The organism is Formosa sp. Hel1_33_131 (genome assembly GCF_001735745.1).
Taxonomy (GTDB): Bacteria; Bacteroidota; Bacteroidia; order Flavobacteriales; family Flavobacteriaceae; genus Hel1-33-131.
This window is the reverse complement of the sequence record NZ_CP017260.1, coordinates 456,718-471,324: the sequence shown is the minus strand read 5'-3', so window position 1 is coordinate 471,324 and position 14,607 is coordinate 456,718. Positions and strand designations below refer to the sequence as shown.

The following is a 14,607-nucleotide window of genomic DNA, read 5'->3' as shown; positions in this document are numbered from 1 at the left end:
TCTAAAATTTAAAGTTATAAGAAATGGCTCCCACGGCGCCAAACAGGGATAATTTGACGGCCTCATTTTGACCCGTAACTTCGTTTTCTCTAAAGTTCAACGATTGAGTATTTTTCCGATTGTACAGATTGTAAATACTAAAAACCCATTCGCCTTGCCATCCTTTTTTCTTGTTTGGTTTAGGCGTATAAGTCCCAGATATATCAAAGCGGTGGTAGGCATCCAAACGGCTTGAATTTCGAGCTTCAAATGTTGGAACGACCAAGCCATTGTAGTTGTATTGTCCGTTGGGGTAGGTCGTTGGCTGTCCCGTTTGAAAGATAAAATTAGCACTCAAGTTCCATTTTTTAGTCAGATCATAGGTTGATGTGATGGAAATATCGTGTGTTTTGTCATAAGGAGTATTGTACCAGTTTCCGTTATTGATACCCGGTTCTGATGCATTTTGACCTACGGTTTGTTGTTCCGATTTGGAGAGGGTATAGGCAAACCATCCTTTGAAACGGCCTTTGTTTTTACGGAATAAGAGCTCCAATCCGTAAGCTCTCGAGCGACCATTCAACAATACTTGTTCGATGGCGTCATTGGCAATTAAATTAGCACCATCAATATAGTCGATGCGGTTTTTAATGATCTTATAAAAGCTTTCCACTTCCAGAGAATAAGCATCGTAATTTTTAAAATACCCGACGGCTATTTGATCCAGAATTTGAGGTTGAATAAATTTCCCACTTGGTGTCCAAACATCCAAGGGCGCTGGAGAACTGGTGTTGGAAAGCAAATGCAAATACTGTGTCATTCGGTTGTAGCTTGCCTTTAGAGAAGTGTCCTCATTCAGTTGGTAAGAGAGTGCAAAACGAGGCTCAATATTTAGAAAGGATTTGATCACCTTTCCATGGTTGTCACTTTCAGTTCCAATGGGGTTTATTTTTTCATAGAGTTGTAAATCACTGTTAAATCCAACTGCTTGGTCGTTTTCATACACATTAAGTTCGTCTTGCCCCAATCTTAAAAAAGAGCTCAAACGTGCGCCATAACTCAGTGCCAAGCGCTCTGTTAATTGCTGATTCACATCGATATAAACCGCATTTTCAAAAGCAAACTTATCCGTCAGTTTTTCTCTATTGATTCCAGAATCTGGGCCATTTGGACTGATGATTCCTGGATTGAAACGGTAGTAGGTACTGTGAACCCCATATTCCAGTTTGTAGCGGTCGTTAATGTATTGTTTAAAATCGTATTTGATATTCATGTTCTGAATCCCTGAATTCCATTCGAAACCCACAAAATTCAAATTCAAACCATAATAATAGTCAGAGTATATAAGGGATAAATTAGAAAATAATTGATCCGAAAATAAATGATTCCATCTAAAATTCACGACCGTATTACCATAGGTGTTTTCAAAACTATCGGAGACATTAAACACATCTCTTCCAAAATAACCCGATAAATAAATGTTGTTTTTTTCGTTCAGTTTATAGCTTAACTTGGTGTTTAGATCGTAGAAATACGCAATATTATCCACATCAAACAATGGCAAAAGTAAATGGGCATAGGTGGCGCGTCCGCCCAATAGAAACGAACCCGTTCCTTTTTTTAGAGGACCTTCGAGCAGTAACCGACTGGCAACAATCCCGACGCCTCCATTGGCATGGAACTTGTTTTTATTTCCTTCTTTTTGATAAATATCTAATACCGAAGCAACACGTCCTCCATACTTGGCAGGAATTCCGCCCTTATAAAGTTTTAAACTTTTAATCGCATCCGGATTAAATACGGAAAACAATCCAAATAAATGAGAGGAATTAAAGATGGTTGCTTCATCCAATAAAATCAAATTCTGATCTACAGCACCCCCACGAACATTGAAACCCGCAGCGCCTTCGCCACCACTGGAAACGCCTGGTAAAAGCGTGATCGCTTTGATGACATCCGCTTCGCCAAACACCACTGGAATTTGCTTGATTGTGGAAGCAGTTAATGAATTGACACTCATTTGGGGTGTTTTGATATCAATAGACTCAATATCAGTTTCAATCACGATTTCGTCCAAAGCTTCTAGAGATTCTGTCAGCGTGAAGTTTTGAGAAATATTTTTATCAAGGGTGATGGTTTGTTTTAAGGTTGCATAGCCAATCGTACTGACCGTAATTTCGTAAGTTCCTTCGTTTAGGGTGATCGAGTAGAAACCGTATTCATTTGAAATGGTTCCTGTTTTAAGCTCCAAAATAAGGATGTTGGCACCAATCAAGGTTTCTTGTCCTTCTGCCTCAAAAATAGTTCCGCTAAGGGTGTATTTTTCTTGGGAATATCCTAATAAACTAAGTCCTATACATAGGAAAAAGAAGAGCCGTCTCATTGGTTAAATTTTAGGATACAAATTTAAAAAAAAAGCACCCCTAAAAGGTGCTTTTAACAAAATATTCTGACAGGGCGTTACTACCCTATGATTTTATTTAGAGTCGCACTTGGACGCATGGCCGTGTCTGTTTTGTCAGAATTTGGAAGGTAATATCCATCGGTTTCAATCGGATGTCCTTGAATGCTAATTAACTCATTGACAATCGTTTCTTCATTTTCTGAGAGCGATGCAGCAATGGTTGTAAATTCTGCTTTCAACTCAGCGTTCTTTGTTTGAGTCGCCAAGGCTTGTGCCCAATACATCGTGAGGTAAAAATGACTTCCTCTGTTGTCGAGTTCATTCACACGTCTTGATGGTGATTTCTTTTCGTCTAAAAATTTCTCTGTAGCAGCATCTAAGGCTTCTCCAAGAACTGCAGCTTTTGGGTTTGAGTTGACTTGGCTGAAATGTTCTAAAGACACCGCTAAGGCCAAAAACTCTCCCAATGAATCCCAACGTAAATGGTTTTCATGTGTGAATTGCTCAACGTGTTTTGGAGCAGAACCCCCAGCGCCTGTTTCAAACAATCCACCACCATTCATCAACGGTACAATCGATAGCATTTTGGCGCTGGTTCCAACCTCAAGGATGGGAAATAAATCGGTTAAATAATCTCTCAAAACATTCCCAGAAACGGAGATCGTATCCAGTCCTTGTTTTAATCTAGAGAGTGTATAATGGGTCGCGTCTATTGGTGCTAGAATCTGAAGATCCAGTCCGTTCGTTTCGTAATTTTTTAAGTAAGTATTTACTTTTTTGATCAACTCTGCATCGTGTGCGCGTTGGGTGTCTAACCAAAATATAGCAGGCAATTGAGACGCCTTAGCACGGGTCACTGCTAACTTGACCCAGTCTTGAATTGGGGCATCTTTCACCTGACACATACGCCAGATATCCCCAGCTTCTACAGGATGCGAAATTAAAACAGTCCCATCCGCATCAATCACATCGACACGTCCGTTGGATTGAATTTCAAAAGTTTTGTCATGCGATCCATACTCTTCCGCTTTTTGAGCCATCAGTCCCACATTTGGAACCGTTCCCATTGTAGTGGGGTCAAAAGCGCCATTTTCTTTACAAAAATCGATGGTGGCCGTATAAATCCCAGCATAACTACTATCCGGTATGACAGCCTTGGTATCTTGTGCGTTGCCTTTTGCATTCCACATTTGTCCTGACGTTCGTATCATCGCTGGCATGGAAGCATCGATGATTACATCACTAGGAACGTGTAAATTTGTAATGCCTTTATCAGAATTAACCATTGCTAAATCGGGACCCTTACTAATCGCGTTTGCAAAATCAGCTTCAATTTCCTGACGTTTGTCAGCAGCCAATCCCGCTACTTTTTCTAAAACATTTCCATACCCATTATTTGCATCCACGCCAATTTTATCAAAAGTCGCTTGGTGCTTTTCAAATACATCTGCAAAAAACAGACGGACTGCATGTCCAAAAATGATAGGGTCACTGACCTTCATCATGGTTGCTTTCATGTGAAGCGAAAACAAAACGCCTTTGTCTTTAGCATCGTTGATTTCAGCAGTTAAAAAGGTTCTCAAGGCTTGAATACTCATCACGGTTGCATCAATAATTTCGCCGTCTAAAAGCGCAATGTTTGATTTTAAGGTGGTGGATTTATTGTGGGTATCGGTATGCACAATGCTTGCATTTGTAGCAGTGGCAATCGTGATTGATTTTTCGTTATGAGCAAAATCGCCAACGGTCATAGTGGCGACATGCGTTTTTGAGTTTGCCAACCAAGGGCCCATACTGTGTGGGTTTTTCTTGGCGTAATTTTTCACAGCTTTTGGCGCACGACGGTCTGAATTTCCTTCTCTTAATACAGGGTTAACAGCACTTCCTTTGATTTTGTCGTAACGTGATTTAATGGCTTTTTCATCCTCAGTTTGTGGTGCATCTGGATAGTTTGGAATTGCAAATCCTTTGGATTGCAGTTCACTGATGGCCGCTTTTAGTTGAGGGATGGATGCACTAATATTTGGAAGCTTCACAATATTGGCTTCTGGTTTGGTGACTAGTTCACCTAGTTCTGCAAGGGCATCTTCAACCCGTTGGTCTTCAGATAAAAATTCTGCAAAGGTTGACAGAATTCGAGCCGCTAACGAAATGTCTTTTGTTTCGATTTCAATGCCTGAACTTTCGACAAACGATTTAACAATGGGTAAAAACGAACGCGTTGCAAGTGCAGGAGCTTCGTCGGTGATGGTATAAATGATGTTAGCCATAATGGGCGAATAAAGTTTAGTTTGTCTTCAGTAAGAATAGGTCTTGCCTTACATCAAATAAGGCGTGCAAATATATGAAATTGTAATGATTTTATGGAGTAATTTAATTCGAAAAATCATCAAGAAACTTAATATTAATAGTTTTAAAATTCAGGAGTCCTCATTGAAAAATATAAGGCAAAAAAAAAGCTCTAAATAAATAGAGCTTTTTTGAGTGTTTAAATTGAAAATCTGACTAACGTCTTCTTTCTTTAATTCTGGCTTTTTTACCAGTAAGTTCTCTAAAGTAAAAGATACGAGCTCTTCTTACTTTACCACGTTTGTTGACTTCAATTTTCTGTAAGGCGGGTAAGTTTACAGGGAAAATACGTTCAACACCAATGGTGCCAGACATTTTTCTGATTGTAAATGTTTCAGAACTTCCTGAGCCTCTTCTTTGAAGAACAACCCCTCGGTAGAACTGTGTACGTACTTTTTCGCCTTCTCTAATTTCGTAATAAACAGTGATGGTGTCACCAGCTGCAAATTCTGGAAAGTCTTTTTTTGCTACAAATTCGTCTTGAACAAATTTAATTAAGGATTCCATATTAATGGTTTTTTATGTATTTATCCGAAACAACATTCGCGATGATCGCCAGAGGTTAACTCGAAATTGGCTGCAAATATAAGTAAAAAGTAAAACCTAGAAACTTTATTATAGAAAAAGTTTTGTAACACACAGCGTTTTAGTCTTCCAACAAATCGGGGCGTCGTGTTTTGGTGTGTTCTAACGCTTGTTCTTCTCGCCATTTTTCTATTTTTGGAAAATTCCCACTCACTAAAATTTCTGGAACCGTCCATCCTTTATAATCTCGTGGTTTTGTATAGATGGGCGGGGCTAACAATCCATCTTGAAATGAATCGGTCAGTGCCGAAGTTTCATTTCCTAAAACCCCTGGAATGAGACGAATAATTGAATCACAAAGAACAGCAGCTCCTAGTTCGCCTCCAGAAAGCACATAGTCGCCAATAGAGATTTCTTTGGTTATAAACTGATCCCGCACACGTTGATCCACCCCTTTATAATGTCCACAAAGCATAATGAGATTCCCTTTCATCGATAGCTGATTGGCAATGCCTTGATTGAGTGTTTCTCCATCGGGTGTCATATAAATAACCTCGTCATAATCCCGTTCCGATTTTAATTTAGAAATACATTTATCAATAGGTTCTATCATCATCACCATGCCAGCACCGCCGCCAAATTGGGTGTCGTCAATGGATTTGTAATTATCGGAGGTATAATCCCGTAAATTATGAAAATGAACACTGACCAAGCCTGCATCAATGGCACGCTTTAATATGGAGGCCTCAAAAGGACTTTTCAGTAATTCTGGTAAAACGGTAATGATGTCTATGCGCATCTGCTAAATTTAAAGCGCAAAGATAACGAATTGAAAATTCTAATAGTAGGTGAATCGCCTTACTTTGGCAATGTATTTGGCCAATCGCACCACTTGATGGCTGTACCCAAACTCGTTATCATACCATATATATAGAATTATATTTTTCCCGTTCGGACTCACAATGGTTGCTTTGCTATCGTAAATGGCGGGTGCCGTACTTCCTACAATGTCGCTAGAAACAAGCTCGTCGTTGAATTCATATTTAATTTGTTCAACCAATGCGCCAGAGAGTGCAGCAGTTTTGATGACCTCATTGATTTTTTTGAGATTCGTTTTCTTATTGATTTCAAGGTTTAAAATAGCCAAACTTCCATTGGGAACCGGCACCCGAATCGCATTGGAGGTGAGCTTGTTCTCTAAAGAGGGGAGTGCCTTACTGACTGCTTTTCCGGCTCCCGTTTCAGTAATGACCATATTGAGGGCTGCGGCGCGTCCTCTTCTGTATTTAGAATGCATATTGTCCACCAAATTCTGATCGTTTGTGTAGGCATGAATGGTTTCGAGATGGCCATGAACCACTCCAAAAGCGTCTTCAATTACTTTTAGAATCGGGGTGATGGCATTGGTTGTACAAGAGGCTGCAGAGAAAATATCGACGGTATCTGGCGAATGTTCTAAATGGTTCACGCCATGCACAATATTTGGAATGCCTTTGCCCGGCGCGGTTAATAATACTTTTTTCGACCCTTTAGAAGTCAAATGTCTTTGCAGTGCTTCTTGATCTCTAAAAGCTCCCGTATTATCAATAATCAACGCCTCGTTTATGCCGTAGGCTGTATAGTCAATGTCTTCGGGTTTCGCAGCGGATATGATGTAAACGGTCATGCCGTTGATAATTAACGCCTGTAATTTTGTATCCACGCGAACTGTTCCATAAAAATCACCATGAACAGAATCGCTTCGCAGCAATGCGGCTCTTTTTTCTAAAATAGTGGGGGTTAGTTTATCTCGAGTGACGATGGCGCGAAGTCGCAATTGACTTCCGCTTCCAGACTTCCCCATCAACTCGCGGGCTACCAACCGTCCAATGCGTCCAAATCCGTAGAGAACCACATCTTTGGGCTCCAGTTTTGGTTGTTGTTTTGCGTCTTTTAATTTTTTAGAAAGAAAGGCGGAGCTGCTAAGGTTCGTGGCTTCTTCTTTGTGATATTCAAAGGTTAATTTTCCGATATCTAATTTTGAGGCTGGAAGGTTGAGCAGTTTAATGGCTTGTACCATTTCTACGGAATCAAATATGGAGATGGGTTTATTGACAAATTCGCCGGCATATTCGTGAAGTTTAAGAATCTCGCTGACATTTCGATCCATCAATTGATTTCTAAATAAAACCAATTCAATCGCGCTGTCGTACCACAAATCACTGAGAATTTTAATAAGTTCAACCGCTGCTTTTCTGCGGTCGGATTGGAATGCAATTTCGGAATCGTAGGTGGGTTTTGAAGCCATTTAATTTGAGTTTTAATTGTTTTTGCAAAAATAGAAGATTTCAAACGTTTTCGTAACTTTTTTGAATAAAAAAAATCCACCATTCAAAAATTGAATCATGGATTTTAAGGCTCAGTAATAGAATGTGTTATCTAAATCGATACACTACTTTTTCACCATTATTTTTGACAAGAGCGATTCTCAGGACTCTATTGGAGTATTTTTCCAATGCTCTCTGAGCATCATTGATAGAATTAATTTTCACTTCGTTGATTTCGGTTACAACACTCCCCTCTGAAATACCATCTGATTCCCAATCTTTTCGGTGGGTTTCTGAGAGCTCTGAAACTTGTAAACCATAGTCTACATCAAGGTTATAAAGCACTTCTTTTGAGGGCTCTTGAAGGGTTCCAAGGATAGGAATGTCAATCGTGGTGAGTTTTTCTAAGGTTACCATCAAACTTTGAGGGATACCATTTCTTAGGATCTCAACTTCTACTTGATCTTCAGGACTTTTGGTATTTAGAAACCCTTTTAAATCCGAAAATTTTGAAATTGTAATTCCATCAATGCGTTGAATGATGTCCCCTTTTTGGATGCCAGCACTTTCAGCACCGGTCCCTTTTTGTACGTCCGTTACATAAAAACCCTCCGTTTGATCGACACCAAAATCTTTAGCATTTTTACCATTTAATTCGCCACCGATCACTCCTAGAATTCCGTTCTGTACATTTCCAAACTCCATAAGATCTTCCACGACCTTGCGCGCAATATTGCTAGGAACTGCAAACGAATAGCCAATATAGGAACCTGTTTGAGACGAAATAGCGGTATTAATGCCGATTAATTCGCCCTTAATATTGACCAAAGCACCGCCTGAATTTCCGGGATTCACAGCAGCATCTGTTTGGATAAACGACTGCGTATTTCGTCCAGATAAATCTCTGGATTTTGCACTTATAATTCCAGCCGTTACTGTAGAATTTAGATTAAAAGGGTTGCCAACGGCTAAAACCCATTCTCCAATTCGAACGGAATTACTATCTCCAAATGTGGTGTAATCTAAGGGGGCATCAGCTTCTATTTTTAGTAAAGCAATATCAGTATTTGGATCGGTTCCGACGAGTTCTGCATCGTACGTTTTATTGCCATTTGTGGTAATCTCAATAGATTGCGCTCCGTCGATGACATGATTATTTGTAATGATATAGCCATCTGGCGAAATAATAACGCCCGAGCCTGTCCCAATCTGCTCTTGCTGTTGAGGTCTTCCCCTAAATAAGTCTTCTAAACTGGTATAGCCTTTACTAAGCGTTGTGTTTTTTACATGAACGACTGAATGCACAGTTTTGTCCGCAGCGGTCGTAAAATCCACATTGGTTCCGCCATTCAAATTGGTGTTTAAATTTACAGGAAAAAAGGAAGCAGTCGCTTGATTTTCAATAGGCTTAGGAGTTGAAGAATCTTCAAAAAATTGTTTGTAGGTCCCAAGGGTGAGTGCTCCACCTAAAGCTGAAATACATACTAATGTGAGAAATTTTTTCATGGTGTTCTATTTTTAATTTTTTATGATAACCCTAAAATTAGTTTTTTATTGAATTCGCAATTCAATTTTAACGACCTTTTAACAGCTCCACTTACAGTTTAATATTCTTATATTTGTCTTTATATATGAAGCATTTATTTTATAAATACCAAGGAACAGGGAACGATTTTGTGATGATTGATAATCGTTTGGGTGCGTTTGACAAAAACAATACAGATTTGATTGCGCATTTGTGCAATCGCCGTACGGGTGTGGGTGCGGATGGTTTGATTCTCTTAGAATCTGAATCCGATTACGACTTCAGAATGGTGTATTTTAATGCCGATGGCAATGAAAGTACCATGTGTGGAAATGGAGGTCGCTGTATTGTTGCCTTTGCAAATTTTTTAGGAATCATAGAATCAACTACTGAATTTATAGCCATTGACGGCCCGCATTTAGCACAAATTAATGATGCCTATGTTGAATTGAAAATGCAAGAGGTCTCTACGATTACCTCCAATGAAAATTACCATATCCTCGATACAGGCTCTCCACATTATGTGACGCTTCAATCGGGTTTACAAGCAATTGACATGAACGCTGAGGGATCTAAAATTCGACACAGTGCGCCCTTTGATGAAAGCGGTGTCAACGTGAATTTTGCCGAAAAAATTAATGAAGATACCTTTGCGATTCGTACTTATGAACGTGGGGTAGAAGGGGAGACCTTGTCCTGTGGTACAGGAGCCACAGCTGTTGCTATAGCGATGTATCATTCCAATCAAACGGCTTCAAAATCTATCAAGTTAGAAGCACAAGGAGGGAATTTGCAGGTTCGATTTGAACCGCTTGCGTCTTCGTATTCCGATGTGTGGTTGTGCGGCCCTACAAAGCAAGTCTTTAAAGGAGATTTAGAATGGTAGCATTAAAAGGAAATCAGATCAATCTTAGAGCCTTAGTGCTCGAAGATTTAGCGTTTTTATATACCATAGAAAACGACGAATCTTTGTGGGAGTTAAGTCAAATTGAAACTCCTTTTTCTAAGGATGTGCTGCGAAAATATTTAGAAACCACTCAAAAAAATATTAAAGAACTCAAACAATTGCGGTTGGTAATTACTTCTAAAACCAATGATCCACTTGGTTTTATTGATCTTTTTGATTTTGATCTACAAAACAAACATGCGGGAGTCAGCATTGTAGTATTAGATAAATATCGTGGGAAAGGGTATGGGAGAGACGCCTTATCTGTGTTGATGGATTATAGTTTTAATAAACTAGGTCTCCATCAATTGTATAGCAATGTGTTAGAAGATAATAATGTGAGTATTCGCTTATTTGAATCTGTTGGGTTTGAAAAAGTTGGGCTTAAGAAAAAGTGGCGATTCTACAAAGGACGCTATAAAAACGAATATTTATTTCAATTTATAAATCATGTACTTTAAAAAAATAGCGATTGCCATTGTGTTACTTGGATTGATTGGTGCCGGAATTTTTTCCTACTATATTTATTCGGTGATGCTCGTTCCCAATACGAGTTTTAATTCCAAAGAAGCCTATATTTTTGTGGGGTCGGATGCGACCTTCGCTGAGGTTCGTGCCGATTTAGAGCCGCTTCTAAAAGATATTGAAACGTTTGAAACATTAGCAAAGCAAAAGAAATATGTGAATAATATCAAAGCGGGGCGATTCTTGATTACCAAAGGGATGACCAATAATGATATCATTAACTCCATTCGCAGTCGTAATTTGCCAATAAAAATAGCTTTCAATAACCAACATACATTGGCTGATTTAGCATCTCGAATTTCGAGTCAGATAGAGGCCGACAGTACCGCCTTGATTACTGCCTTTACAGATAAAGAGTTTTTAGAATCTCATGATTTTACGGAGGCGAATGCCCTAGGAATGTATTTGCCAAATAGTTATGAATTTTTCTGGAATACGTCTGCAACGACCTTCAGAAAACGCATGTTAAAAGAGTACAACCGTTTTTGGAATGCCAGCCGTTTAGAAAAAGCAAAGTCAATTGGTTTGACGCCCCATGACGTGATCGCACTTGCAGCAATCGTTCATGAAGAGTCCAAACAAGCCTCCGAACAGCCGCGAATCGCGGGGGTTTATATCAATCGTTTAAACAATGCTTGGCCTTTACAAGCAGATCCGACAGTCAAATATGCGGCCTATCAATTGCCAAAGTATAAAAACACCATTATCAAACGTGTTTTGAATGTACATAAATTGATTAGCTCCCCATATAACACTTACAAGAATAAAGGCTTACCTCCAGGTTTGATTGCGATGCCAGACTTGACGGCGATTGAAGCGGTATTAAACTACGAACAACATTCGTATTTTTATTTTGCTGCAGACGCCCAAAACCCAGGCTTTCACAGGTTTGCGAAAACGCTAAGAGGACACAATCAAAATGCTAGAATGTACCATTCATATTTGGACCGTCGAGGGGTTCGGAAATAACGTATATTTATGCTGTTTTTAGTTTTACTCAAGTGTTATCAACAAGATTGATATGAATTTAAAGTATTCATTTTATTTTATAGTGCCTCTGCTCATGGCGATTTGCTTGTTGACTTTATTTTCAGCTCAACCAAAAATTGATTATAAGGACTATGCCGTCACTTCGGAGTTGTTACATTACACTGTTTACCAAGATATATCCTCCCAAAAAATTAAAAACCGCAACTCAAAAATTCTGTTTTTAGGGAATTCGTATGTCGCATTCAAAGAGGCCATTGCGTTCAAGGAATCTCAGGGAAAGTATGGTGCTGTAAACACGCTTGGCTACTTAGGGAAATATCAATTTGGAATCACGACTTTAGAATTGCTCGGGATCTACAATCCTGAATTTTTTTTAAAGAATCCCGCACTTCAAGAGAAAGCTTTTTTAGTAAATACAAAACGCAACAAATGGGTTTTACGACGAGATATCAAACGTTTTGTTGGTAAAAAAATTGATGGCATACGCATTACAGAATCAGGAATTTTAGCAGCCGCTCATTTAGCAGGACCAGGAAATGTAAAGCGCTATTTAAGAAGCTACGGAGCCTTGGGTTTTACAGATGCCTATGGGACTGACATTCTTTCGTATATGCGTAAATTCTCCGGTTATGACACCTCTTTTGTTACAGCTCAAAAAAAATCAAAATTTGATTTCCCTTAGTCTTTTTGAATGATAAAAATAGCAGGGCGTTTATGGAAATCTATTTTTGAATGTTTCCATTCTTTGGCTGTTTGCGTTTTGATATATTCCGATGGTAGTGTCAAATCGCAAGCCACACAAATTCGGGTGTCTGGGCTAAGGGTCGCACTCAAATCTTCTAAAATACTGTTGTTTCTATAAGGCGTTTCTATGAATAACTGAGATTGCTGTTCTTCAAACGAGCGTCTTTCGAGTTGTTTTATTTTAGATTTTCGTTCCGCTTTGTCAATAGGTAAGTAGCCATTAAATGCAAAGTTTTGACCGTTCATTCCAGAGCTCATCATCGCTAATAATATAGAAGATGGTCCTACCAACGGAATGACTTGAATGTTCTGTTTATGGGCTATTTTTACCACTTCTGCTCCAGGATCTGCAACCCCAGGGCATCCTGCGTCTGAAAGCAATCCAATGCTGTTTCCTGCCAAGCATTCTTCTAAAAAAGAAGGGATTTCTAAAGGGTCTGTAAACTTATTTAAACTAAACAAATTCAAGCTCGCTTGAGATTTTCCAGAGCTTACCGTTTTTATAAACTTACGTGCTGCCTTTTCGTTTTCAACAATATAAGTATCTATGTTTTCAATGACTTTTTTGATGGAAATAGGCAGTACTTCTAAAGGAGCGTTGTCGCCTAAACCTGTAGGAATTAAGTATAATTTACCAGTCATTATTATAGAAATATTAGTCGTTTTTGAAGTGGATAGAAGCCATACAATTGGAGTATGAACTCTTAATCAAAAACAGCGGTTATATGGATAATTTCTTCGTCAAGTCTTCTACATATTTTCTAAACTGCTTATCTGTAGTAGAGAGGTTATTAACCGTTTTACAAGCGTGTAGAACTGTAGCGTGATCACGTTTCCCAATTTGAGAACCAATACTGGCTAAAGAAGCTTTGGTGAATTTCTTCGCAAAAAACATGGCCAATTGTCTTGCTTGCACAATATGACGCTTTCGTGTTTTGGATTGAAGGGTGTCCACATCCATTTGGAAATAATCTGAAACGACTTTTTGAATGTAGTCGATAGACACTTCTCGCTTGGTGTTTTTTACAAATTTCTCAACGATTTCTTTCGCTAAAGAAAGTGTGATTTCTTTTTTATTAAATGAAGATTGTGCAATTAATGAAATGATAGCCCCTTCCAATTCACGAACATTTGAAGTGATGTGCTTGGCTAAATACTCAATAATTTCTTCTGGCATTTCAACGCCATCTCTGTATAGTTTGTTCTTTACAATAGATACACGCGTTTCAAAATCAGGATTTTGAAGCTCTGCAGATAATCCCCATTTGAATCGAGATAATAAGCGTTGCTCAATATCTTGCATGTCCACAGGTGCCTTATCACTTGTTAAAATAACTTGTTTCCCGTTTTGATGTAAATGGTTAAAAATATGAAAGAATACATCTTGTGTTCCTGATTTTCCAGAAAGGAATTGAACATCATCAATAATTAAAACATCTATAATTTGATAGAAGTGAATAAAATCATTTCGATTGTTCTTCTTGACAGACTCTATATATTGTTGGGTGAATTTTTCAGCGGAGATATACAACACTGTTTTTTCAGGATATTTATCTTTTATGTCAACCCCTATTGCATGCGCTAAATGTGTTTTTCCTAAGCCAACCCCACCAAAAATCAATAAGGGGTTAAAAGAGGTGCCTCCTGGCTTGTTAGCCACTGCAATACTTGCATTTCGCGCCAACCGGTTTGAGTCACCTTCCAAAAAGTTATCAAAAGTATATGTTGGATTTAGTTGAGACTCAATTTTAACGTTTCTAATCCCAGGAATTACAAAGGGATTTTTTAATTCAGGATTTATATTTTTTAAGGGAATATCAACGCGTTGTGAATAGACTGCTGAACGGTTTGAACTAGGAATTTTCTCCGTAAACGGTTGTTTATTACCATACGTATTTTCCATTTTGATGATATACACCAATTTGGCATTTATACCGAGCTCTTTAGTAAGGGCTACTTTTAAAATTTTAACGTAGTGTTCTTCTAACCATTCGTAGAAAAATTTACTAGGAACTTGAATACTGAGCGCATGATCGTCAAGTTTTACAGCTACAATAGGTTCAAACCATGTTTTGTAGGCTTGCGGCTGAATGTTGTCTTTTATAAAGTTTAGACAGTTTTCCCAGACCGATTGCGCAGTGTTATTCATTTCAGTAGTTTATTTTTTTAGTTAGTGATCAAAAATAAGAATAATCTTGGGGGAAATGGTTATCGTTATTTTACAGTACAAATATGTGAACAAAATTCCAAAAAAAAAAATCAAATTTGATTGATTATTTAATATTTTTTCCTCATGTTTAATTTTTATAAATAT

General features: G+C 38.4%; 12 protein-coding genes. 4 read left to right on the top strand and 8 right to left on the bottom strand.

Annotated features, from left to right (window positions below; translation table 11 throughout):
* Nucleotide 1: 1 nt before the first annotated feature.
* The 6 genes from FORMB_RS02020 to FORMB_RS01995 all read right to left on the bottom strand — a co-directional run bounded on the left by FORMB_RS02020 (nucleotide 2) and on the right by FORMB_RS01995 (nucleotide 9,069).
* Nucleotides 2-2,362 (bottom strand): TonB-dependent receptor, encoded by a 2,361-nt coding sequence (locus tag FORMB_RS02020; protein WP_069675869.1) that lies wholly within the window; start codon nucleotides 2,360-2,362, stop codon nucleotides 2-4.
* An 80-nt stretch (nucleotides 2,363-2,442) separates the two neighbouring features.
* On the bottom strand, nucleotides 2,443-4,653 hold the full coding sequence (locus FORMB_RS02015) for an NADP-dependent isocitrate dehydrogenase (RefSeq protein ID WP_069675868.1): 2,211 nt from the start codon (nucleotides 4,651-4,653) through the stop codon (nucleotides 2,443-2,445).
* Between the two features lie 235 nt (nucleotides 4,654-4,888).
* Nucleotides 4,889-5,239, bottom strand: a complete 351-nt coding sequence (rplS, locus tag FORMB_RS02010) for a 50S ribosomal protein L19 (protein WP_069675867.1) — start codon at nucleotides 5,237-5,239, stop codon at nucleotides 4,889-4,891.
* Between the two features lie 139 nt (nucleotides 5,240-5,378).
* Nucleotides 5,379-6,056 (bottom strand): tRNA (guanosine(37)-N1)-methyltransferase TrmD, encoded by a 678-nt coding sequence (gene trmD / locus FORMB_RS02005; RefSeq protein ID WP_069675866.1) that lies wholly within the window; start codon nucleotides 6,054-6,056, stop codon nucleotides 5,379-5,381.
* 39 nt (nucleotides 6,057-6,095) lie between these two features.
* Nucleotides 6,096-7,544 carry a glyceraldehyde-3-phosphate dehydrogenase gene (locus FORMB_RS02000; protein WP_069675865.1) on the bottom strand — a complete coding sequence of 483 codons (1,449 nt, stop codon included), beginning with the start codon at nucleotides 7,542-7,544 and terminating at the stop codon, nucleotides 6,096-6,098.
* A 127-nt stretch (nucleotides 7,545-7,671) separates the two neighbouring features.
* Nucleotides 7,672-9,069: a trypsin-like peptidase domain-containing protein gene (locus FORMB_RS01995; RefSeq protein ID WP_069675864.1), complete on the bottom strand. Its 1,398-nt coding sequence runs from the start codon at nucleotides 9,067-9,069 to the stop codon at nucleotides 7,672-7,674.
* A 125-nt stretch (nucleotides 9,070-9,194) separates the two neighbouring features.
* Here FORMB_RS01995 and dapF point away from each other — a divergent pair, with 125 nt between their 5' ends.
* Genes dapF through FORMB_RS01975 form a run of 4 tightly spaced genes read left to right on the top strand, consistent with a single transcriptional unit; the run spans nucleotide 9,195 to nucleotide 12,231 of the window.
* Complete coding sequence (gene dapF / locus FORMB_RS01990; RefSeq protein ID WP_069675863.1) at nucleotides 9,195-9,974, top strand: diaminopimelate epimerase; 780 nt, start codon at nucleotides 9,195-9,197, stop codon at nucleotides 9,972-9,974.
* Nucleotides 9,968-10,495, top strand: a complete 528-nt coding sequence (locus FORMB_RS01985; protein ID WP_069675862.1) for a GNAT family N-acetyltransferase — start codon at nucleotides 9,968-9,970, stop codon at nucleotides 10,493-10,495. The genes dapF and FORMB_RS01985 overlap by 7 nt, the downstream gene beginning before the upstream one ends.
* Complete coding sequence (gene mltG / locus FORMB_RS01980) at nucleotides 10,485-11,528, top strand: endolytic transglycosylase MltG (protein ID WP_069675861.1); 1,044 nt, start codon at nucleotides 10,485-10,487, stop codon at nucleotides 11,526-11,528. Before FORMB_RS01985 ends, mltG begins: the two co-directional genes overlap by 11 nt.
* Before the next feature lie 52 nt (nucleotides 11,529-11,580).
* Nucleotides 11,581-12,231, top strand: coding sequence for a peptidoglycan-binding protein LysM (locus FORMB_RS01975; RefSeq protein WP_069675860.1), 651 nt, complete (start codon nucleotides 11,581-11,583; stop codon nucleotides 12,229-12,231).
* On the opposite strand, the gene FORMB_RS01970 is transcribed toward FORMB_RS01975, so the two are convergent.
* Both FORMB_RS01970 and dnaA read right to left on the bottom strand, forming a co-directional pair.
* A complete protein-coding gene (locus tag FORMB_RS01970; protein ID WP_069675859.1) occupies nucleotides 12,228-12,935 on the bottom strand; it encodes an SAM-dependent methyltransferase in 708 nt (235 codons plus the stop codon). The two genes, FORMB_RS01975 and FORMB_RS01970, sit on opposite strands and share 4 nt — an antisense overlap.
* 79 nt (nucleotides 12,936-13,014) lie before the next feature.
* The gene (gene dnaA, locus FORMB_RS01965; protein WP_069675858.1) at nucleotides 13,015-14,442 is read right to left on the bottom strand and encodes a chromosomal replication initiator protein DnaA; all 1,428 of its coding nucleotides are present in this window, start codon (nucleotides 14,440-14,442) and stop codon (nucleotides 13,015-13,017) included.
* Nucleotides 14,443-14,607: the final 165 nt, after the last annotated feature.

Excerpts from the sequence above, each read along its gene's own strand:
- dapF (WP_069675863.1), top strand. The coding sequence starts at position 9,195 with ATGAAGCATTTATTTTATAAATACCAAGGAACAGGGAACGATTTTGTG.
- mltG (WP_069675861.1), top strand. The coding sequence starts at position 10,485 with ATGTACTTTAAAAAAATAGCGATTGCCATTGTGTTACTTGGATTGATT.
- FORMB_RS01970 (WP_069675859.1), bottom strand. The coding sequence starts at position 12,935 with ATGACTGGTAAATTATACTTAATTCCTACAGGTTTAGGCGACAACGCT.
- trmD (WP_069675866.1), bottom strand. The coding sequence starts at position 6,056 with ATGCGCATAGACATCATTACCGTTTTACCAGAATTACTGAAAAGTCCT.
- dnaA (WP_069675858.1), bottom strand. The coding sequence starts at position 14,442 with ATGAATAACACTGCGCAATCGGTCTGGGAAAACTGTCTAAACTTTATA.
- FORMB_RS02015 (WP_069675868.1), bottom strand. The coding sequence starts at position 4,653 with ATGGCTAACATCATTTATACCATCACCGACGAAGCTCCTGCACTTGCA.
- FORMB_RS02000 (WP_069675865.1), bottom strand. The coding sequence starts at position 7,544 with ATGGCTTCAAAACCCACCTACGATTCCGAAATTGCATTCCAATCCGAC.
- FORMB_RS01985 (WP_069675862.1), top strand. The coding sequence starts at position 9,968 with ATGGTAGCATTAAAAGGAAATCAGATCAATCTTAGAGCCTTAGTGCTC.
- FORMB_RS01975 (WP_069675860.1), top strand. The coding sequence starts at position 11,581 with ATGAATTTAAAGTATTCATTTTATTTTATAGTGCCTCTGCTCATGGCG.
- FORMB_RS02020 (WP_069675869.1), bottom strand. The coding sequence starts at position 2,362 with ATGAGACGGCTCTTCTTTTTCCTATGTATAGGACTTAGTTTATTAGGA.
- rplS (WP_069675867.1), bottom strand. The coding sequence starts at position 5,239 with ATGGAATCCTTAATTAAATTTGTTCAAGACGAATTTGTAGCAAAAAAA.
- FORMB_RS01995 (WP_069675864.1), bottom strand. The coding sequence starts at position 9,069 with ATGAAAAAATTTCTCACATTAGTATGTATTTCAGCTTTAGGTGGAGCA.